The following is a 21570-nucleotide window of genomic DNA, read 5'->3' on the forward strand; positions in this document are numbered from 1 at the left end:
GGAGAAGTTCGAGTGGCGGTGATGCGAGGAGTCGCGATGGGGCTGGGGCTGGTCGCGGCATGCGGTGCGGCGGTGCCCGCGCTTGCCCAGAAGACGGCGACCTATGAAGCGCGCTTCGAGCCCAAGTTCGGAGGCATTTCCGACCAGGAATCGATCGCCGTGCTGAATTTCAACGGCAAGGACGGCGATATCTTCGCCTCGACGCTGGCGGGCGTGCTGCAGTCGGCGCAGCTCGACGGCCGCAGCCTCTTCGTCGTCAAGACGCTCGACAGCATGAACTACCGGTCGGGGACCGACATTTCGCGCGCCGAAGTGGCGCAGGCGATCCGCCAGGGCGAAAAACTGGGGGTGAAGATCGTGTTCACCGGCACGGTCAGCGCGGCATCGATCACCACCACCAACTTCAACCGCGAGGAGACCGTCTGCGCCGAAAGCAGCGGTTTCCTGAAATGCAAACGGCAGACGACGCGCAAGATCCCCTGCTCCAAGGTGGTCGGCCAATATACGGTGACCCCGCGCGCGATGCGGGTCAGCAACGGCCAGGTCGTCTATTCGCAGACCGCATCGGCGCAGGGCGAATATACGATTTGCGAAGGCCAGCTACAGAGCAACGCCAGCCTGGGCGACGTGTTCGGCGGCCTTTTCGGCGGCAAGAAGAAGGATGGCGAGATGAAGCCCGAAATCTCGTCGCCCGACGGATTGCTGGGCGCGCTGCGCGCCGAGGCGGCGGAGAAGATCCGCCTCGATATCGCCCCTTACAACCGGTCGGTGACGGTGACCTTCATGGACAAGGTCGGGAAATTCTCGAAGGCCGAGAACGAACAATTCGCCGGCGCGCTCGCCTTTGCCGGCGCCGGCCGGCTCGATCGAACCTGCGCCCTGTTCGAGACGCTCTACGCCCAGCCGCACAACCAGAACAATATCTCGGTGCTCTACAATATGGGGGCGTGCCAGGAAGTGTTGCTGCCCGAAGAGCCGGGCGCGGCGCTCGCCTATTACGCCAAGGCGGACCAGCTGCTGACCAAGCCCAACAAGCTGATCTCCGACGCCTTTTTGAGGACCAAGGCCGCGGTCGGCCGCGATCGCTCGCTCGCACCCTGATCTGGCGCCATATGGTGCGCCCATGGCGTCCGGCTCACTTCGTCTTTTTGAGGGCCGAGCTGACCAGCGGGAGAGGGGCGGGCGTGCGCAAGGTGCCGAGCGGGGATCGGCACCCTTTCTTTCGGCATTCGGACCGTGCTGAATCGCCTCCGGCCTAGGCCCCGACCGACAAGAATGCCGTTACCGTCAGCCGCCCGTCGCGCGGGTTCGCGGGCAATGCCGCACCGGGCGAAATGGCGCCGCTGTGGAGGTTGCTGCTGCGATAGAGCAGGGCGCGGTTGAAGCGCGCCTCGGCCACATGAATGCACTCGAACTGCACGGTATCGCCCGCGACATAGCCCGGCGCGGGCGGCCCGGCGTAGCGCAGCTCGGTGTCGAGCTGGCGGAAATAGAGGTCGCGGCGCGCCTCGTCGACGGTCTCGAACCCCGTCGACCGGTGACGGAAGAAGGCGGTGCCGTCATGGTCTGCCGACAGATAATGGACCAGCGCGATGCGGTCGGGGGTGAAGGCGTCGACATGCGGCAGCCGCTGCGGCATCGATAGCGCCTCCGCGGGGGTGCAGACGATCGAAAAGCTCGCGTCGATCACCTCGACCGGTCCGCTGCGCCCGAAAGCCTGCGCCACGGCCGCGGCGATCGCCGGCAGCCGCGCCGCGAAATAGCCCTCGGGCAGCGCGGCGCGGACGCCCGGATAATGGTGGAGCGCGGCCTCGAACGCCGCCGCCGCGGCGAAATCGCGCAGCGCGCCGGGGTCGGGCGCAAAATCGTCGAGCATGCAAAGCGGCTGCGCCTCGTCGCCGATCGCCGCGATGCGGGGAGGCGCCGTCGCCATCAGTGCGTCAGCCGTTCGGCGAGGAAGTCGACGAAGACGCGCACGCGCGCCGGCGTGTTCGCTCCGCCCGCAAAGACCGCATGCACCGCCTCGACATCGCCGGGATTATAGTCCTCGAGGATCGGCACCAGCGCGCCGCGCGCCATTTCCTCGGCGACGCTGAAGGTGCCGACGCGCGCGATGCCGACGCCCATGGCGGCGAGCTGCCCCAGCGTCTCGCCATTATTCGCCTCGATATTGCCCTGCACCGCCAGCGCATAGTCGCGCGCGCCGTCGCGGAACGGCCACACCGGTTCGGCGCGGCGAAAGTTGAAGTTCAGGCAATTATGCGCGTGCAGATCCTCGGGCACGCGCGGCGTGCCATGGCGTTCGAGATAGGCGGGGGCGGCGACGATGATGCGGCGGTTCTCGCCCAGCTTGCGCGCGGTGAGCGGACTGTCGGCGAGCGGGCCGAAGCGGATCGCGACATCGGCCTGTCCGCCCGCGACATCGACGATCCGGTCGGCAAGGCTGATGTCGACCAGGATATGCGGATAGAGCGCGACGAAGTCGCCGATCAGCGGCACGACGGCCAGCCGTCCGTGCGCTTGAGAGGCGCTGACGCGCAGGCGTCCGCGCGGCGCGCCTTGGTCGGCGATCGCCTGTTCGGCATCGCGGAGGTCGGACAGGATGCGCCGCGCCGCGCGCAGATAGGCTTCGCCCTCGGCGGTCAGCGTTAGCGCGCGCGTCGACCGCAGCAGCAGCCGCACCCCGAGCCGCGCCTCGATCGCCGACACCGCGCGGCTGATCGCCGAGGGCGAAAGGCCGAGCAGGCGCGCGGCAGCCGAAAAGCTGCCCTGTTCGATGGCGGTGGCAAAGATTTCCATCTCGCCGGTGCGGTTGGCGCGGCTTCGGTCCATCTTTGCGTTAGACGCACAAATCTTTGGCGCGATCAAGCTCTAAACAGCGAGCGCCAGCGGCTCCATTTGTGCGCCTTGCGTCAAACAAGGGCAGGACACAGGGTCATGAAGGTCAATTTTCCGCTTCTCGCGCTCGCCACCGGGGCGTTCGGCATCGGCATCACCGAATTTGCGCCAATGGGACTGCTCCCCGACATGGCCGCGGGGCTCGGCGTGTCGATCCCCGCCGCGGGGCTGCTCGTCTCGGCCTATGCGCTCGGCGTGCTGCTCGGCGCGCCGCTGATGACGCTCACCACCGCGCGGATGAACCGGCGCACTTTGCTCATCCTGCTGATGGGCATCTTCACGCTGGGCAATTTCCTGTCGGCGATCGCCCCCGATTATACGACGCTGATGGTCGCGCGCGTCATCACTTCGCTCAACCATGGCGCCTTTTTCTTTTTCGGGGTCGGGTCGGTCGTCGCGGCGAGCATCGTGCCGCCCGAAAAGCGCGCGAGTGCGGTCGCGGCGATGTTCATGGGGCTGACTCTCGCCAATGTCGTCGGGGTGCCGCTAGCGCCGTGGATCGGCGAAAGTTTCGGCTGGCGCACCGCCTTCGGCGCGATCGCCATCTGGGGGCTCGTCACCATGGCGGCGCTGCGCTTCGCGCTCCCCGACCTCAGCGACATGGCGGGCGGCGACATGCTCGCCGAACTCGGCGTGCTGCGCCGCGGCACCGTGCTGGTCGCGCTCGCGCTGACCGCGATCGGCTCGGCGGCGATGTTCACCGTCTTCACCTATATCGCGCCGATCCTGCGCGACGCGACAGGGGCGGGCACGCTCTATGTGACCGCGATGCTCGTCATCTACGGGCTCGGCCTGACGCTCGGCAACTGGCTCGGCGGGGTCTTCGCCGACCGCTCGATCGACCGCACGCTGATCGTCTCGCTCACAGCGCTCGCTGCGACGCTCCTGGTCTTCGCGCTCACCATGGCCTCGCCGCTCGCCGCGCCGCTCACCATCTTCGTCTGGGGCGTCGCGACCTTCGCGATCGTGCCGCCGCTCCAGATGCGCGTGATGGAGGCGGCGTCCGACGCCCCCAACCTCGCCTCGGCGGTCAATATCGGTGCCTTCAACTTCGGCAATGCGATCGGCGCGGCGGCGGGCGGTGCGGTGATCGGGCTCGGCTTCGACTATCCCGTCGTGTCGGTGACGGGAGCGGCGATGGCCCTCGCCGGACTCTCCATCGTGCTGGCAACGCGAAATAAAGCGCCGGCGGCGACGCTTTGCGCCTGATCGGAATTTTCGATCAAAGCGCCGGAGTTTTTCACTTTCCGCACTGCAACATATATGGCTAGGGGGAGCCTCCAACAACAAAGGAAGGCTCTCCATGTCCGTGCTCAACACCACCCTCAAGCCCTTCAACGCGACCGCCTACAAGGACGGCAAGTTCGTCGACATCAGCGACGCCGACGTGAAGGGCAAATGGGCGGTCTTCTTCTTCTACCCGGCCGACTTCACCTTCGTCTGCCCCACCGAGCTCGAAGACCTCGCCGACATCTATCCGACGCTCCAGAAGATGGATGTCGAGGTCTATGCCGTGTCGACCGACACGCATTTCTGCCACAAGGCCTGGCACGACACCTCGCCCGCGATCGGCAAGATCAACTATTATATGGTCGGCGACCAGAACCACGCGATCTCGAACAATTTCGAAGTCCTGCGCCCGGGCGTCGGCCTCGCCGACCGCGGCACCTTCGTGCTCGACCCCAATGGCGAGATCCAGCTGCTCGAAATCACCCCCGAGGGTGTGGGCCGCAACGCCGCCGAATTGCTCCGCAAGATCAAGGCGCTGCAATATTGGGTCAGCCACCCCGGCGAAGTCTGCCCCGCGAAGTGGGAAGAGGGCGCCGAGACGCTCGCCCCCTCGCTCGACCTCGTCGGCAAGATCTAAGCTGACCGCACAAGGCCGGAGGGGCGGCGGCACGATCGCCGCCCCACGGTTTCTCTCCCCCTCTCGCAGGAGCTCTCCCCATGCTCGACGCCAATCTGAAGCAGCAGCTTCAAGGCCTCCTCACGAATCTTCGTGAACCGATCCAACTCGTCTCGTCGCTCGGCGACGATGCCAAATCGGCCGAGCTGGCGACCCTGCTGGGCGACATCGCCGCGCTCTCCGACATGGTCAGCGTGACGCAGGCCGACGACGACGCGCGCCGCCCCAGCTTCCTCATCCGCCGCGCCAGCGACGCGCAGGTCGCCGTGCGTTTCGCCGGCATCCCGATGGGGCATGAATTCACCTCGCTCGTCCTCGCTTTGCTGCAGGTCGGCGGCCATCCGCCCAGGGTCGCGCCCGAGGTGCTGGAGCAAGTGGCGGCGCTCGACGGCGACTTCCACTTCGAAACCTATTTCTCGCTGTCGTGCCAGAATTGCCCCGACATCGTGCAGGCGCTCAACCTGATGTCGGTCGTCAACCCGCGCATCACCCACACCGCGATCGACGGCGGGTTGTTCCAGGCCGAGGTCGAGGCGCGCAAGATCATGGCGGTGCCGACGATCTTTTTGAATGGCGAGAATTTCGGCCAGGGCCGCATGGAGCTCGAACAGATCCTCGCCAAGCTCGACAGCGGCGCCGAGGCGAAGGCCGCCGAAAAGATCGCGGCGAAGGACGCGTTCGACGTGCTCGTCGTCGGCGGCGGCCCTGCGGGCGCCGCGGCCGCCATTTACGCGGCGCGCAAGGGTATCCGCACCGGCATCGCCGCCGAACGTTTCGGCGGGCAGGTGCTCGACACGATGGGAATCGAGAATTTCATCTCGGTCCAGCACACCGAAGGGCCGAAGCTCGTCGCGCAGCTCGAGCAGCATGTGAAGGATTATGACGTCGACATCATGAACCTGCAGCGCGCCGAGAAACTGATCCCCGCGAAGGTCGAGGGCGGCTTGCATGAAGTCGTGCTTGCGAGCGGCGCGTCGCTCAAGGCACGCACTATCATCCTCTCGACCGGCGCGCGCTGGCGCCAGCTCGGCGTGCCGGGCGAGGACAAGTATCGCAACAAGGGCGTGGCCTATTGCCCGCACTGCGACGGCCCGCTCTACAAGGGCAAGCGCGTCGCGGTGATCGGCGGCGGCAACAGCGGCGTCGAGGCGGCGATCGACCTCGCGGGCCTCGTCGCGCATGTCACGCTGATCGAATATGACAGCGAACTGCGCGCCGACGCCGTGCTCCAGCGGAAATTGGCGAGCCTGCCCAACGTCAAGATCATCACCTCGGCGCTGACCACCGAAGTCCTCGGCGACGGCGAGAAGGTGACGGGCCTGTCGTACAAGGATCGGGGCAAGGACGCGCCGCACCAGATCGAACTCGAAGGCGTGTTCGTGCAGATCGGTCTCGTTCCCAACACCGAGTGGCTGAAAGACAGCGTCACGCTGTCGGGCCACGGCGAGATCGAGGTCGATCATCGCGGCGAGACGAGCCAGAAGGGCATCTTCGCCGCCGGCGACTGCACCACCGTGCCCTACAAGCAGATCGTCATCGCGATGGGCGAGGGGTCGAAGGCGGCGCTGTCGGCGTTCGACTATATGATCCGCCTGCCCGCCGAGGTGGAAGCCGAGGCGGCGTAGCTAAAGATCCTCCCCATCGCGAAGCGTTGGGGAGGGGGGCCGCCGCCGCAGGCGGTGGTGGAGGGGTTTGGACGGTGGTGATATTACCCCTCCGTCAGCGCTTCGCGCTGCAACCTCCCCATGGCTTCGCCAAGGGGAGGATCAACTGCCCGCCATCCCCGCAAACCGTTTAGGCGGCATCCCCACCTGCCGCGCGAACGCCGTGCTGAACGCGCTGGCCGACCCGTAACCCACGGTGAGCGCGATCTCCTCGATCCGCCCCGCGCCGCGGCGGAGCAGGTCCTTCGCGAGGTTCATCCGCCAGCCGAGCAGATATTCCATCGGCGGCACCCCGACGGTGCGTGCGAAGCGCTCGAAAAAGGCCGAGCGCGACAGCGCCGCCTCCTTCGCCAGCTCGGCGGTGGTCCACGCCCGCGCGGGTTCGGCGTGCATCTGGCGGATCGCCGCCGCGAGCCTCGGATCGGCGAGGCCGCGCAGCAGCCCCGGCGGCGCTGCGTCGCCGCCGACCGCGCGCAGCGCCTCGACGAGCAAGATCTCGACGAGCCGCGCGAGCAGCAGGTCGCGCCCCGGCCGCCCGGCGCCGGTCTCCTCGCGCAGCATCGCGACCAGCGCGCCCAGCCGTTCGGCGCCGCGCAGGTGGATCATCGCGGGCAATTGCTCGACGAGCAGGCCGGCGTCGGGCGAGGCGAAGGCGAAATAGCCGCCCATCATCCGCACGTCGGGTGGGCCGTCTTGTGTCCCGTGCCGCACCTCGCCGGTAGTCCCCGCCGTCGCATGCGGGTCGAGCAGCGCCGGCTCGGCAGCTTCGAAGCCCGACATGGTGAAGCCCGGCGTCGCGGGCAGCAGCACGAAATCGCCCGCCGCCAGCGTCACGACCTCCTCCCCGTCGACCGCCAGCCGGCACGATCCCTCGAGCACCGTGCAGAAACCCGGATGCCCGAAATCCGAATAGCGCACCGCCCACGCCCCCGCGCCGCTGATCCCCTTCGAAAAGATGGTGCTCGGGCGCAGCAGCGCGATGAGATCGGAAAGGGGGTCGAGCATGTCAGGACGATCGCAAAAGAAATATGGATGATGGATTATAGATAGTCCCAATGCGGCGGTCTAGAGGTTTGTCCTCCCAACGACAAGGAACCACCCTCATGAAGACGATCCTGATCACCGGCTGCTCCTCGGGCTATGGCCTCGAAACCGCCCGCCATTTCCACGCCCGCGGCTGGAAAGTGGTCGCCACCATGCGCAATCCCGCCGCGGCACCCTTGGCAGCTTCCGAAAATCTCCGCCTGCTCCCCCTCGACGTCACCGACGACGCGAGCATTGCCGCCGCGATCGACGCCGCGGGTCCGATCGACGTGCTCGTCAACAACGCTGGCATCGGCCTGTTCGGTTCGCTCGAACATTCGCCGATGGCCAAGATCCGCTCGGTCTATGCGACCAACACGCTCGGCACGATCGCGATGACGCAGGCGGTGATCCCCGGGATGCGCGAACGCGGCGCAGGGGTGATCGTCAATGTCACCTCGTCGGCGACGCTCGCGCCTTTCCCCTTCGCCGCGGCCTATACGGGCAGCAAGAGCGCGATCCAGGGCTTCACCACCAGCCTCGCGCACGAACTCGCGCCGCTCGGCATCGCGGTCAAGCTCGTCGAGCCGGGTTACGGCCCCACCACCGCCTTCGCCGCGAACACCGAAATCCGGCTCGAGGATGTCCTGCCCGAACCCTATTGGACCTACGCCGAGCCGATCCTCGCCGGCATGGCCCAGCCCGCGCTGTTCACCACCGAGGCCGATGTCGCCGAAGCCGTGTGGGCGGCGGTGCACGACGAGACCGGCGCGCCGCACTTCCCCGCCGGCGCGGACGCGCACGCGCTGGTCGCCTGAGGGCTCAGGCGCGGGTGAAGTGCATCACCCAATTGACCTCCCACGTCGCACCGCCGTCGGTCGAGAAGGCCTGTTCCCACTTGGCCGACTGCGGCGCGATGTCCGACCAGCGGAAGCGCACGATCACCGGCGCCCCCTTCCAATGATCCTCGGCGACGAAGGTGCCGACGCCGTCCTCGAAGCGCCCGCGCACCGGCACGTCGAGCCGGTCGGTCGCGCGCGAATCGAGCCACCAGATCGCCCAGGTCTGCGTCGCCGGATCGAAGGCGCGCAGCGCGACCCCGCGATAGGTCTCGCCCGGCGTGTAAAAGACATTGTCCTCGACATTGGCCGCGCCGCCGAGGATCGGCCAATTTTCGCTGCTGCCGTCGAACTCCATCCAGTCGCTGCTGCCGACCAGCCGCTCGCGCAGCTTGCGGTGGCGGACGTTCCAGCGTCCGACGAGGAAATCCCAGTCACCGCCGCCCTGCGCTGGCCCTGCCGCCGATCCCGCCATCGCCGCACCCCCGCCGACGAGCGCGATTTCGAGCAGCCCGCGGCGCGTCATATCCATGTCGATCATCCTGCATCTCCCTTTGATTGGGAGTGCCGGCTACGCGCACCTACCTGACAATCTTTGTCAGTTATTGATGCGCCCGTCGAAATATTCGGGATCGGCGAGCCGGGCTTCGGCAACGAGGCGCTCGACATGTTCGGCGAGGGCAGCGGTCTCCCCCGGTGTGAAATGCAGCCCCAGCTTGCTCCGCCGCCACAGGACATCGTCGGTCGACCGAGCCCATTCGCGCGTCACCATCCAGCGCAGTTCGGCGACACTCAGCCCGTGCGCGATCTCGCCGCCGAGGTCGTCCCAGCCCTGCGCTTCGCCGAGCCAGATGCGCGCGTCGGTGCCATAGGCCTTGACGATACGATCGACGCTGGGTGCGGGCAGGAAGGGGTGCGCGAGCTTGATCTCAGCCTTGAGTGCCGCAGCGCCATCGGTCGGGAAATCGCCGCCGGGCAGGGGCTTGCTGCCGGTCCAGGGCTTGCCCGTCAGCGCGTCGATCTCGCCCGCCAGCACATCGACCGCGGCTTCGGCGACGTGGCGATAGCTGGTGATCTTGCCGCCATAGATGGTGAGCAAGGGCGCCCCCTCGTCGCGGTCGAGGTCGATGCGGTACCCGCGCGTCGCCGCCTCGGGCCGCCCCGATCCGTCCTCGATCAGCGGTCGCACCCCCGAATAGGTCCACACGACGTCGGCGGGGACGACCGGCTCGCGGAAATAGAGGCTCGCGCCTTCGCAGAGATATGCGATCTCTTCGTCGCTCGCCTTCACCTCGCCCAGCGATCCTTCATGGTCGAGGTCGGTGGTGCCGATCAGCGTGAAGTCGCGCTCATAGGGGATAGCGAAGAAGATGCGCCCGTCGGGCAACTGGAAGAAATAGGCATAGTCGTGATCGAATTTCCTGCGCACGACGATGTGCGAGCCGCGCACCAGCCGCATCCTGTGGTCGGGCTCGGCATCGGCGCGGCGCAGCAGATCGAGCACCGCCGGCCCCGCGGCGTTGACGACGCTGCGCCCCGTGAAGCGATAACGATGGCCATTGTCGCAGCTCGCCTCGACCACCCACAGCCCGTCCTCGCAGCGAAGTTGCTCGGCGCGCGTGCCCGTGCGCACCTTCGCGCCATGCTCGGCGGCGTCGCGCGCGTTGAGCATCACCAGCCGCGCATCGTCGACCCAGCCGTCCGAATATTCGAAGCCGCGGACATATTGCGGCTGCAGCGGCGCGCCCGCGGCGTGCCGCCGCAAATCGATCGAGCGCGTCGCGGGCAGCTTCTTGCGCCCGCCGATATGGTCGTAGAGGAACAGCCCCAGCCGCAGCAGCCAGCGCGGTCGCAGCCCCGGCCGGTGCGGCAGCACGAAGCGCAGCGGGTGGATGATGTGCGGCGCGATGCCCCACAGTATTTCGCGCTCCTTCAGCGCCTCGCGCACCAGCGCGAATTCATAATGTTCGAGGTAGCGCAGCCCGCCGTGGATCAGCTTGGTCGAGGCCGAGGACGTGCCCTGCGCGAGGTCGCCCGCCTCCATCAGCAACACCCGCGCGCCGCGCCCCGCGGCATCGCGCGCGACTCCGGCGCCGTTCACGCCGCCGCCGATCACGATGATATCATAGGGAGGCGGCGCGTCGCTCATCGCGCCGTTTCCTAAGCGAGCGCGGGCGGCATTTCCAGCCGCTACTCGCCGCTCAGCTACCGGCGGCGAAGTCCAGCAGCGTGCGGCCCAGCCGCGCGACATGCGTCAGCGGCAGGCCGTGCGGCGCGCCCTCGAAAATCTCGAGCCGGGCCTGCGGGATCAGCGCGGCGGTGGCCTGTGCGGTCAGCGGCAGCGGCGCGGAAGCATCCTTGTCGCCGTGCACGAGCAGCGTCGGCACGCCGATCCGGCGGACATCGGCGCGAAAGTCGGTCTCGGCATTGGCGCGCGCCATCGCCAACGCGGCGAGCAGCGAGGTCTGCAGCATCAACCCCTTGCCCCATTCGATCATCGCGGCCGATGTCTCGGGGACGAAAAAGGGCTTGGCATTGGCGGCGATCCAGCCGGGGAAGTCGGTCGCCAGCGGCGCACGCAGCGCGGCGAGCATCGCGGGATCGATGCCGTGCGGGTTGTCGGCCGCCTTCATCAGATACGGCGTGATCGTGCCGACGAGCACGACCTTCGCGACGCCGCGCCCGCCGTGTCGCGCGAAATAGCGCGCGACCTCGGTCCCGCCCATCGAATGCGCGACGAGCGTCACATCCTCGAGCCCCAGAGCCGCGATGACGCGCGCGAGATCGTCGGCGAGCGTGTCGTGATCGTAGCCACGCCCCGGGTCGGACGAGCGCCCATGCCCGCGCCGGTCATAGGCGACCGCGCGCATGCCGGCCTCCGCGACCGCGGCCATCTGATAACCCCAGAAGTCCGACGGCAGCGTCCAGCCCGCGAGGAACAGCACCGGCTTGCCGCGGCCCCAGTCGCGCACGAACAGCCTTGTGCCGTCGGCGGCGGTCACATGGTCGGCCTTGTCCTTGGGCGCGGCGGCAGCAGCGCCACCCGAGCTGCCCATCGTCAGCCCGAGCGCCCCGGCGCCGGCGACCAGTTTGAAGGCTTCGCGTCTGTGCATGGGATCCTCCTCGGCTTCGTCTCGCCAGGCGGACTACGCGCTTGGCTGCATCATTGCGATTACCCGGCAGGTAATGATCTTGCCTCGCTCATGGACCGCCCCCGCGTTTACGTATGCGCGTTGCAATCGGACCGCCCGTCCGCCATTTCCGGTCGTGGATATCCAAGGGGACGATCGTGAGCGTCAAAGTCGAGACATTGATCCTGTTCGGGGCGACGGGCGACCTCGCCCAGCGCATGCTCTTTCCCTCGCTCTATAACCTCCACCTCGACGGGCTGCTCGCGCCCGAACTGACGATCGTCGCCTCGGGCCGCTCGAAGATGGACCGCGGTGCCGCGCACACGCTGGTCCGCGCGGCGCTGACCGACCATCTGCCCGCCGAGCGGCTCGACGATGCCGCCGTCGCGGCGTTCCTGGGCCGCATCGACTATTGCTCCGTCGATGCCGGCGCGGGGACGGGTTACGACGACCTCGCCGCGATGCTCGGCGACCGGCTCGGCCGCCCGATCGGAGCCTATCTGTCGACCCCGCCCTCGATGTTCGGGCCGATCGCGCAGGGACTGAAGGCCGCGGGCATCGCCTGCACCGAATGCCGCATCGCGATGGAAAAGCCGATCGGCCACGACCTCGCCTCGTCGCACGCGGTCAATGCCGAGGTCGGCGACGCCTTTGCCGAAGACCATGTGTTCCGCATCGACCATTATCTCGGCAAGGAAACCGTCCAGAACCTGCTCGCGCTGCGCTTTGCCAACATGCTGTTCGAGCCCCTGTGGAACGCGCAGGCGATCGACCATGTCCAGATCACCGTTGCCGAGACCGTCGGCCTCGAAGGCCGCGTCTCCTATTATGACGGCGTCGGCGCGCTTAAGGACATGGTGCAGAACCATATGCTCCAGCTGCTCGCGATCATCGCGATGGAGCCGCCCGCCAGCGTCACCTCGACCGCGGTGCGCGACGAAAAGGTCAAATTGCTGCGCAGCCTCCGCCGCATGAAGGCCGAGGATGTGAAGACGCACAGCGTCAAGGGCCAGTATACCAGCGGCGCCGTCGGCGGTGCGGCGGTGACGGGCTATGCCGACGAGCTCGGCCGGCCGTCGAACACCGAGACCTTCGTCGCGATCAAGGCCTTTATCGACAATTGGCGCTGGAAGGGCGTGCCCTTTTACCTCCGCACCGGCAAGCGCATGCCCGAGCGCAAGTCCGAGGTGCTGATCCAGTTCAAGCCGGTGCCGCACAATATCTTCGCGCGCGTCGGTGCCGCGAAGCTCGACGCCAACAGCATGATCATCAACCTGCAGCCCGAGGAGAATATCCGGGTCAAGGTGATGGCGAAGCAGCCCGGGCTCGACCGCGACGGGGTGAAGCTGAAGGAAGTGACGATGGACGTCTCGCTCTCGCACAGCTTCGCGGGCGAGCGGCGGCGCATCGCTTACGAGCGCTTGCTGCTCGACTTCATCGAAGGCGACCAGACCCTGTTCGTGCGCCGCGACGAGGTCGAGGCGCAATGGCAGTGGATCGATTCGATCCGCGACGCCTGGGCCGCGGTCGACCTGACGCCGCAAAGCTACACCGCGGGCAGCTGGGGCCCGAGCGCATCGATCGCGCTGATCGAACGCGACGGGGCGAGCTGGCATGATTGACCTTCACCCCGCGATTGCAAGGGTCACCGAACGGATCGTCGAGCGCAGCAAGAAGGGCCGTGCCGCCTATCTCGACCTGATGGACCGCCAGCGCGAGGCCGGCACCAACCGCGGCAGTCTGTCGTGCGGCAATCTCGCGCACGGGTTTGCGGCGGCGGGCGACGACAAGAGCGTCATTCGTACCGGCGCGGCGATGAACATCGGGATCGTCACCAGCTACAACGACATGCTCTCGGCGCATCAGCCTTACGGACGCTACCCCGAGCAGATCAAGCTCTTCGCGCGCGAGGTCGGCGTCACCGCGCAGGTCGCGGGCGGCGTCCCGGCGATGTGCGATGGCGTGACGCAGGGCCAGGCGGGCATGGACCTGTCGCTCTTCAGCCGCGACAATATCGCGCAGGGCACGGTGATCGCGCTGAGCCATGCGATGTTCGAGGGCGCGCTGCTGCTCGGCATCTGCGACAAGATCGTCCCCGGCCTCCTGATCGGCGCGCTGCGCTTCGGCCACCTGCCGCAAATCCTGATCCCCGCCGGCCCGATGCCCTCGGGCCTCGCGAACAAGGAAAAGCAGCGCGTCCGCCAGCTCTATGCCGAGGGCAAGGCGAGCCGCGACGAACTGCTCGAGGCCGAGGCGGCAAGCTATCATGGCGCGGGCACCTGCACCTTCTACGGCACCGCCAACTCGAACCAGATGATGATGGAGCTGATGGGGCTGCATATCCCCGGCAGCGCCTTCACCAACCCCGGCACCAAGCTGCGCCAGGAACTGACCCGCGCCGCGACGCACCGCATCGCCGAAATCGGGTGGGACGGCGACGACTATCGCCCGCTCGCGCGCTGCATCGACGAAAAGGCGATCGTCAACGCCGCGATCGGCCTGCTCGCGACGGGCGGCTCGACCAACCATGCGATCCACCTGCCCGCGATCGCGCGCGCGGCGGGGATCGTCATCGATTGGCAGGATTTCGACGAACTCAGCCACGCGGTGCCGCTGCTCGCGCGCGTCTATCCGAACGGCGCGGGCGACGTGAACAATTTCCATGCCGCGGGCGGGATCGGCTTCGTCGTGCGCGAGCTGCTGGACGCGGGATTGCTCCACGGCGATGTGCTCACGGTCGGTGGGACGATGGCCGATTATGCGGCCGAGCCCGTGCTCGCCGACGATAAGCTCGTCTGGCAAGCCGCTCCCGAGGAAAGCCGCGACGACACGATGCTGCGCCCCGTCACCGCGCCTTTCTCGCCCGACGGCGGGATGCGCCTGCTCGCGGGCAACCTCGGCCGCGCGATCATCAAGACGAGCGCGGTCGCCGAGGATCGCTGGACGATCGAGGCGCCGTGCCGGATCTTCGACGACCAGAACCAGGTGCTCACCGCGTTCAAGGCGGGCGAACTCGACCGCGACGTCGTCGTCGTCGTGCGCTTCCAGGGCCCGCGCGCCAACGGCATGCCCGAACTCCACAAGCTGACGCCTGCCTTGGGCGTGCTGCAGGACAAGGGCTTTCGCGTCGCCTTGCTCACCGACGGCCGCATGTCGGGCGCCAGCGGCAAGGTCCCCGCGGTGATCCACCTCTCGCCCGAGGCGCTGCCCGGCCCCGACGGCGTCAGCGGCCCGCTCGCCTATCTGCAGGATGGCGACGTCGTCCGCGTCTGCGCGCGCAACGGCGAGGCGACCGCGCTCGTCGACGAAGCCATATGGGCGTCGCGCACGCCCGCCGTCGCACCGCCCCCCGCGCTGGGCGTCGGCCGCGAATTGTTCGCGCTGTTCCGCCACCACGCCGACGAAGCCGAAAAGGGCGGGTCGGCTGTGCTCGCGGCGATGGAGGCGGTGCTTTAATTTTTTCCGTTCGTGCTGAGCTTGTCGAAGCACCGTTCTTTTTCTTGCAACGCCCGAAAGAAAGAGCGGCCCTTCGACAAGCTCAGGGCGAACGGAGTTTTGAGATTTCGAACGGAGTGAAAGAATGACCGACAAGTCCATCGACCAGATCATGGCGCTCGCGCCCGTCATCCCGGTGATCGTGATCGACCGCGTCGAGGATGCGGTGCCGATGGCCGAAGCGCTCGTCGCCGGCGGCCTGCCGGTGCTCGAAGTCACGCTGCGCACCCCCGCCGCGCTCGATGCGCTGACCGCGATGAAAAGCGTCAAGGGCGCCGTCGTCGGCGCGGGCACCGTGCTCAACCCCGCGATGCTGAGCGCCGCGATCCACGCCGGCGCCGAATTCATCGTCTCGCCCGGCCTCACCGACAATCTCGGCCAGGCGGCGGTCGCGAGCGGCATTCCCTTCCTGCCCGGCACCGCCAACGCCGGCGACATCATGCGCGGCATGGACCTGGGGCTCGACCGCTTCAAATTCTTCCCCGCGATGACCAGCGGCGGCATCCCGGCCTTGAAGGCGCTCGCGGGGCCCTTCGGCCAGGCGCGCTTCTGCCCCACCGGCGGCATCACGCTGGCGACCGCGCCCGAATGGCTCGCGCTCGAAGCCGTGCTGTGCGTCGGCGGCAGCTGGGTCGTCCCGTCGGGCCCGCTCGACCCGGCCCGGATCGAGACATTGGCGCGCGAGGCGGCCGCCCTTTCGCGCCATTGATTAACCCCATTTTACCTGCCATCGTGCAGGGATAAGCGGCAATATAGCCGTCGGTGGGGAGATCGCTGTGCCACGACCGCAGCCGCATCTGGAAGAAGTTCTCGCGTCCGAACCCGGATCGCATATCGCCGCGCTCTTCGATTTCGACGGCACGATCATCTCGGGCTATTCGGCGACCGCGATGCTGCGCGAGAAATTCCAGCGCCGCGAAATGTCGGTGGAGGAAATCGCCGAGACCGCGCAGGTCGTCGCGCAGCACAGCCTCGGCCAGCTCGGCTTCTCGGGCCTGATGTCCGCCGCCGCCAAGTTCATGAAGGGCGTCGAGGAAGAGAGCTTCACCCAGTTCGGCGAGGAACTCTACAAGAAGCATATCGCGCGCAAAATCTATCCCGAGACGCGCGCGATCATCGAGGCGCACCAGGCGAAGGGCCACCGCGTCGCGATCATCTCGTCGGCGACGATCTACCAGATCGAACCCACCGCGCGCGACCTCGGCATCAGCGACATCAAATGCTCGGCATACGAGATCGAGGATGGCGTCTTCACCGGCGACATCATCCGGCCCCTGTGCTTCGGCGAGGGCAAGGTGATCGCCGCCGAGGAACTCGCTGCCGAATATGGCCTCGATCTCGACCAGAGCTTTTTCTACTCGGACAGCGACGACGATATCGAACTGCTCGAACGCGTCGGCAAGCCGCGCCCGCTCAACCCGAACATGAAGCTCAAAGGCATTGCCGACGAACGCAACTGGCCGGTGCAGCGCTTCGCGAGCCGCGGCACGCCGTCGTGGGTCGACTATACGCGCACCATCTATGCCACCGGCTCGCTCGTCGGCGCCTTCGCCGCGGGCCTGCCGATCTGGGCCCTGACCCGCTCGCAGCGCGAGGCGGCGAATTTCTCGATCGGACTGTTCGGCGATTTCGCGACCGCGATCACCGGGGTCGAGCTCGAGGTCGAGGACGAGAAGCATCTCTGGTCCTCGCGCCCCTGCGTCTTCATCTTCAACCACCAGAGCAAGGCCGATGTGATGATCCTCGCCAAGCTCATCCGCCGCGACATGGGCGGGGTGGGCAAGAAGGAGATCAAGGACATCCCCATCCTCGGCAAGCTGATGGAATGGGGCGGCACCGTCTTCGTCGACCGCGCCGACGGCAAGAGCGCGATCAAGGCGATGGAGCCTTTGGTCGACGCGATCAGGCAAGAGGGCAAGTCGATCTGCATCTCGCCCGAGGGCACGCGCAGCCTGACTCCCAAGCTCGAGCCGTTCAAGAAGGGCGCGTTCCATTTGGCGATGCAGGCCGGCGTGCCGATCGTCCCGATCGTGATCCACAATGCGACCGACGTCGCGCCCAAGAACGAGTTCGTGATGCGCCCCGCCACGGTGCGCGTCACCGTGCTGCCGCCGGTCGACACGTCGGGGTGGACGCCGCGGACGATCAACAATCATGTCCGCGACGTAAGGAACATGTTCCTGCGCACATTGGGCCAGCCCGAGGAGACGGTGGCGGAATCGGTCGCGACCGAGCCTGTGCCCGAGGCGAAGCCCGAAAAGGCGCCGAAGAAGGCGACCGCCAAAAAGCCCCCGGCCAAGAAGACCCCGGCCAAGAAGAAGCCGCCCGCGAAGAAACCCGCGGCCCGCAAGGGAAAGACCGGATAGGTGATGATCCCTTCCTCCGTTCGCCCTGAGCTTGTCGAAGGGCCGTCCTTTCTTTCGGCCGACGGAAACGAGAAGAGCGGTCCTTCGACAAGCTCAGGACAAACGGGATTGGTTGGACGAGATTGGTGTTCGAGCCGATGCGACGTTCGACTTGCCTTGAAACGGCAAGGCTAGAGCGTGGCCGACGGAACGCCCCGCACCACCATCGTGGCGGAGGACGCGGCCGAGCGGCTTTACATCATCGACGCGCGCCACGGCGTCGAGCGGCAGCTGCTCCTCGACTGGATCCACGCGACCGCGGGCGACGATGCACCGCAGTGGGCGAGCCTCGCCATCGAGGATGACGATCATGCGCTGCCCGTCGACATGCTGCGCGCGCGGCTCGGCGGGGCGCCGTCGCGGCAGGTCGTGCCGCTGCGCGTCGCCTGGCGCATCCCGGGCTTCGAGCGCGACCGCGCGCTCAAATTCCGCCACCTGATCTTCGGCGATCCGCGCCATCCCGGTCCGCTCCGCTCGCGGCTGATCCTGCTCCGCGACCGGCGCCGCGCGCAGATATTGGTCGGCGAGGCCGCCTCGCTCGACAGCTTGCGCGAGCGCTATTGCGCGCAAACCGGCGGCGGCGACGGCGAGGGGAGCGACAGCCCCGAATTCGCGGGTTTCGTCGCGCGGCAGGCGGCGCTCGCGCTCGACGTCGCGGAGCGAGGCGTGCGCGGCACGCGCTACAAGGTGCCGCGCTTCGTCGCCGACTCCTTACGCACCAATCCCAAGTTCCGCGCCGCGCTCGCCGACCTCGCCGAAACGCTCGGCCGCCCGGTCGCCGACCTCTACCGCGAGGCGCGGCCGCTGATGAAGGAGGTCATCGCGCGGCCCTCCGCCTTGTTCCTCGACCTCCGCGCGCGCGTCGACCGCATGATGTTCGGCGGTTACGCGCCCGAGATGGAGATCGACGCCGCCGAACTCGCGCGGCTGCGATCGATCCTGCGCGAGCATCCGACCGCGATCCTCTTCACCCACAAGACCTATATCGACGGCGCGACCCCCAGCCGGCTCGCCTATGAAAACGACCTGCCGATGCTCCACCTCTTCGGCGGCGCGAACCTCGACATCGCGGTGATGGGCGAATTCTATCGCCGTTCGGGCATGATCTTCGTGCGCCGCAGCTTCCAGGACCAGCCGGTCTACAAGCTGGTGCTGCGGCACTATATCGCCTGGCTGCTCGCCAAGCGCTTCCCCCTGAGCTGGGCGTTCGAGGGCACGCGCTCGCGGCTCGGCAAGCTGATGCCGCCCAAATACGGCCTGATGAAATATGTGCTCGACGCCGCGCATGCGACAGGCACCAAGGGCGTGCATTTCGTGCCCTTCGTCACCAGCTTCGACCTGATCCTCGACGTCGAGGAATATGCCGCGGAGCAGACCGGGCGCGTCAAGAAGGCCGAAAGCCTTGGCTGGTTCGTCGGCTATATGCGCAACCTCAAGAAGCCCTCGGGGCGCATCCGGCTCGACATCGGCAAGCCGGTGGTGATCGAGGATGCCCCGGGCCCCGACGACAAGCGCGCGCTCGAGAAGATCGCCTTCTCGGTCGCGGTCGAGGCCAATCGGGTGACCCCGCTGACCGTCTCGTCGGTGATGTGCCTGATCCTGCTCGGCACCGCGCCGCGCGGTGCCACCGCCGCCGAACTGCTGATGACGATCGGCGCGCTCAAGGACTGGGCGCGCGCGCGCGGCATCAGGCTCAGCAAGGAGCTCGAAAGCGGCGACGATGCCGCGCTGTCCGCCACCGTCGATACATTGGTCGAGAGCGGCCTGCTCACCCGCTACGAGGCGGGCAGCGAGAATGTCTATTCGATCGAGCCCGCACATCATCCGATGGCGAGCTATTATCGCAACATCGTCGTCCATCATTTCCTCGACCGCGCGATGATCGAGATCGCGCTGTTCCAGCTCCGCGATGCCGACAGCGGCGATGCGACGGCGGCCTTCTGGGCGCATGTCGATCGCCTCCGCGACCTGTTCAAATTCGAATTCTTCTATCCGCCGCGCGACGAACATCATGCCGCGATCAAGGCCGAACTCGCGCGCATCGACCCGGCCTGGGAAAAGCGGCTCGCGAGCGGCGACCGCGGGGTCGCGCAGCTCATCCGCCGCTGCCAGCCGCTCGTCGGCCATGCGGTGTTGCTCTCCTTTGCCGAGGCCTATTCGGTCGTCGCCGACATATTGTCCCGCGCGCGGCCGGGCGAGGCGGTCGACGAAAAGGCGCTCGAAGCCGCCGCGCTGGTCGAGGGCAGGCAGGCCTATCTCTTGCGCCGGATCAGCAGCGAGGCGGCGATCGGGAAGCTGCTCTTCGCCAACGGCCTGTCTTTGATGCGCCATATGGGGCTCGCCGAGCCCGCGAGCCCCGACATCCTCGCCGCGCGCCGCGCGCTGCTGATGGAACTGCGCGGCCTCGCCAACGTCATGGAATCGATGCGCCTGTCGACATTGGCGCTCGCGGACCGATTGCCGGGAACCAATGATGCCTGACAAGCCCATCCACCTCTTCCGTCATCCCGGCGAAGGCCGGGATCTCGCCGGTGCGTCGGGGTGCGAGGGTGAGATCCCGGCCTTCGCCGGGATGACGATCAAAGTGGGAGGATAGGATGCTCAAACAGCTCAGCGCGCAGGACGCCCAGTTCCTCTACACCCAGACCGCGAACAATCTGACGCACATCATGGGCGTGTACATCTACGACCCCTCGACCGCGCCGGGCGGCTTCGTGCGCTTCAAGGACATCATCCGCCACGTCGAAAGCCGCGTCGACACCTCGCCCCTGTTCAAGCGCCGCCTGCACCGCCTGCCCTTCGACATGGACCATCCCTATTGGGTCGAGGACGAGCATTTCGACATCGAGGCGCATATGAGCCACGCGCGCCTGCCCGAGCCCGGCGACTGGCGGCAATTCTGCATCGCGGTCGCGCGCTATTTCTCGAAGCCGATGGATATGAACCGCCCGCTGTGGGACATTTATATCATCGAGGGGCTCGACCGCATTCCCGGCATTCCGAAGGGCAGCTTCGCGATGCTCCACCGCGTCCATCATGCCGCGGTCGACGGCGCCTCGGGCGCGCACGCCTTTATCGCGATGAGCGACATCGACGCGCAGGGCACGCCCGCGATTGCCGAGCCGCCACCGTCCGAAGACCTCGGCCGCGCGCCGTCGAGCGCCGAGACGCTGACCCGCGCCTGGTCGGCGTCGATGCAGTCGCCGGTCAAGTTCGTCAACGCGCTGCTCAAGGTCTCGCCCGCGATCGTCGCCTCGGCGCGCAAGTCGATGGCCGAGGGCGGGATGACCGCCGGGGTCCCCGAAACGCGCTTCAACGCGCCCGTCGGGCCGCACAAGATGTTCGACGCGACCACGGTGGCGCTGTCCGACGTCGCTGCGATCCGCAAGAAGGTGGCGGGGGCGACGGTCAACGACGTCGTGCTCGCCACCGTCGGCGGGGCGCTGCGCAAATATCTCGCGAAGCATAAGGAACTGCCGAAGGAGAGCCTCGTCGCGGTCGCGCCGATCAACCTCCGCGGCAAGGAAAAGGGCGCGGGCAAGGCGAGTACGCCGGGCAACCAGGTATCGGCGATGAGCGTGCCGGTGCGCACCGACATCGCCGATCCGCTCGACCGCCTCGCGGCGATCCGCGACTATACGGTCGAGGCGAAGGAAGCCAAGGCAGGCGTCAGCGCGCGGATCATGACCGACCTGTCGCAGCATATCCCCGGCGCGACGATGGCCGCGGTCGCGCGCATCCTGACCAGCGAGCGTTTCGCGGTGCGCGGCACCAACCTCTTCATCTCGAACGTGCCGGGTGCGCAGGTGCCGCTCTATCTCGCGGGCGCGCAGCTCGTGCAGCAGCACGGCATGGCGCCGCTCGCGAACAATATGGGGCTGTTCGTCGCGACCCCCAGCTACAACGGCCGCATCGCCTTCTCGATCATCGGCGAGCGCGCGATCATGCCCGACATCGCCTTTTTCCGCACCTGCATCGACGAAAGTTTCGCCGACCTGATGGCCGCCGAACCCAAGCCCGAAAAGCCTGCACCGAAGCCCAAAGCCGCTACGGCAAAGCCGAAAACTGCCGCCAAACCCAAGCCTGCGGCGAAGGCGCCGGCCAAAAGCGGGACGAAATCACCCGCCAAGCCCGCGCGGAAACCGGTTGCCAAAGGCAACGCAACCCGCAAGACTCAGAAAAAATAAACCATGTCTTGCAGGACGACCG

At 67.3% G+C, this 21570-nt stretch carries 17 protein-coding genes; 11 read left to right on the plus strand and 6 right to left on the minus strand.

The genetic code is table 11. From position 1 onward, the window contains the following. Positions 1–21: 21 nt before the first annotated feature. Positions 22–1101, plus strand: coding sequence for a hypothetical protein (locus tag ATE62_RS14365; RefSeq protein ID WP_156420521.1), 1080 nt, complete (start codon positions 22–24; stop codon positions 1099–1101). 154 nt (positions 1102–1255) lie between these two features. Here the strand turns inward: ATE62_RS14365 and ATE62_RS14370 are convergent, their stop codons facing one another. Together ATE62_RS14370 and ATE62_RS14375 are read right to left on the minus strand one after the other, a co-directional pair. Then, the gene (locus tag ATE62_RS14370) at positions 1256–1933 is read right to left on the minus strand and encodes a DUF6445 family protein (protein ID WP_058807861.1); all 678 of its coding nucleotides are present in this window, start codon (positions 1931–1933) and stop codon (positions 1256–1258) included. Continuing rightward, entirely contained in the window at positions 1933–2832 is a 900-nt protein-coding gene (locus ATE62_RS14375; RefSeq protein WP_058807860.1) for a LysR family transcriptional regulator, read from the minus strand. Before ATE62_RS14375 ends, ATE62_RS14370 begins: the two co-directional genes overlap by 1 nt. A 105-nt stretch (positions 2833–2937) precedes the next feature. On the opposite strand from ATE62_RS14375, the gene ATE62_RS14380 reads away from it, so the two are divergent. From ATE62_RS14380 to ahpF, 3 genes are all read left to right on the plus strand, one after another. Beyond that, positions 2938–4107 carry an MFS transporter gene (locus ATE62_RS14380; protein WP_058807859.1) on the plus strand — a complete coding sequence of 390 codons (1170 nt, stop codon included), beginning with the start codon at positions 2938–2940 and terminating at the stop codon, positions 4105–4107. A 94-nt stretch (positions 4108–4201) separates the two neighbouring features. Continuing rightward, positions 4202–4765 carry an alkyl hydroperoxide reductase subunit C gene (gene ahpC, locus ATE62_RS14385; protein ID WP_058807858.1) on the plus strand — a complete coding sequence of 188 codons (564 nt, stop codon included), beginning with the start codon at positions 4202–4204 and terminating at the stop codon, positions 4763–4765. Between the two features lie 80 nt (positions 4766–4845). Next, a complete protein-coding gene (ahpF, locus tag ATE62_RS14390) occupies positions 4846–6429 on the plus strand; it encodes an alkyl hydroperoxide reductase subunit F (RefSeq protein WP_058807857.1) in 1584 nt (527 codons plus the stop codon). A gap of 141 nt (positions 6430–6570) precedes the next feature. Here ahpF and ATE62_RS14395 read toward each other — a convergent pair whose 3' ends face one another. Beyond that, on the minus strand, positions 6571–7473 hold the full coding sequence (locus ATE62_RS14395) for an AraC family transcriptional regulator (RefSeq protein ID WP_058807856.1): 903 nt from the start codon (positions 7471–7473) through the stop codon (positions 6571–6573). 98 nt (positions 7474–7571) lie between these two features. Here ATE62_RS14395 and ATE62_RS14400 point away from each other — a divergent pair, with 98 nt between their 5' ends. Further along, positions 7572–8309: an SDR family oxidoreductase gene (locus ATE62_RS14400; RefSeq protein ID WP_058807855.1), complete on the plus strand. Its 738-nt coding sequence runs from the start codon at positions 7572–7574 to the stop codon at positions 8307–8309. Positions 8310–8313: 4 nt separating this feature from the next. On the opposite strand, the gene ATE62_RS14405 is transcribed toward ATE62_RS14400, so the two are convergent. Genes ATE62_RS14405 through ATE62_RS14415 form a run of 3 tightly spaced genes read right to left on the minus strand, consistent with a single transcriptional unit; the run spans position 8314 to position 11443 of the window. Beyond that, positions 8314–8871, minus strand: a complete 558-nt coding sequence (locus ATE62_RS14405; RefSeq protein ID WP_197411652.1) for a DUF1579 domain-containing protein — start codon at positions 8869–8871, stop codon at positions 8314–8316. A 57-nt stretch (positions 8872–8928) separates the two neighbouring features. Next, on the minus strand, positions 8929–10479 hold the full coding sequence (gene glpD, locus ATE62_RS14410) for a glycerol-3-phosphate dehydrogenase (RefSeq protein ID WP_058807854.1): 1551 nt from the start codon (positions 10477–10479) through the stop codon (positions 8929–8931). Between the two features lie 52 nt (positions 10480–10531). Continuing rightward, positions 10532–11443: an alpha/beta fold hydrolase gene (locus tag ATE62_RS14415; protein ID WP_231736273.1), complete on the minus strand. Its 912-nt coding sequence runs from the start codon at positions 11441–11443 to the stop codon at positions 10532–10534. A gap of 236 nt (positions 11444–11679) precedes the next feature. On the opposite strand from ATE62_RS14415, the gene zwf reads away from it, so the two are divergent. The 6 genes from zwf to ATE62_RS14445 all read left to right on the plus strand — a co-directional run bounded on the left by zwf (position 11680) and on the right by ATE62_RS14445 (position 21548). Then, positions 11680–13083, plus strand: coding sequence for a glucose-6-phosphate dehydrogenase (zwf, locus tag ATE62_RS14420; protein WP_058807888.1), 1404 nt, complete (start codon positions 11680–11682; stop codon positions 13081–13083). Continuing rightward, positions 13076–14917, plus strand: a complete 1842-nt coding sequence (edd, locus tag ATE62_RS14425; protein ID WP_058807853.1) for a phosphogluconate dehydratase — start codon at positions 13076–13078, stop codon at positions 14915–14917. The genes zwf and edd overlap by 8 nt, the downstream gene beginning before the upstream one ends. A gap of 124 nt (positions 14918–15041) precedes the next feature. Next, entirely contained in the window at positions 15042–15665 is a 624-nt protein-coding gene (gene eda, locus ATE62_RS14430) for a bifunctional 4-hydroxy-2-oxoglutarate aldolase/2-dehydro-3-deoxy-phosphogluconate aldolase (RefSeq protein ID WP_058807852.1), read from the plus strand. Positions 15666–15732: 67 nt separating this feature from the next. Further along, positions 15733–17322 carry an HAD-IB family hydrolase gene (locus ATE62_RS14435; RefSeq protein WP_231736274.1) on the plus strand — a complete coding sequence of 530 codons (1590 nt, stop codon included), beginning with the start codon at positions 15733–15735 and terminating at the stop codon, positions 17320–17322. Positions 17323–17499: 177 nt separating this feature from the next. Beyond that, entirely contained in the window at positions 17500–19842 is a 2343-nt protein-coding gene (locus tag ATE62_RS14440) for a glycerol-3-phosphate 1-O-acyltransferase (RefSeq protein WP_058807850.1), read from the plus strand. Positions 19843–19958: 116 nt separating this feature from the next. Beyond that, positions 19959–21548, plus strand: a complete 1590-nt coding sequence (locus ATE62_RS14445) for a wax ester/triacylglycerol synthase family O-acyltransferase (protein ID WP_058807849.1) — start codon at positions 19959–19961, stop codon at positions 21546–21548. The last annotated feature ends 22 nt before the right edge of the window (positions 21549–21570 follow it).

Source organism: Sphingopyxis sp. HIX, from assembly GCF_001468285.1.
In the GTDB taxonomy this organism is placed as follows: Bacteria; Pseudomonadota; Alphaproteobacteria; order Sphingomonadales; family Sphingomonadaceae; genus Sphingopyxis.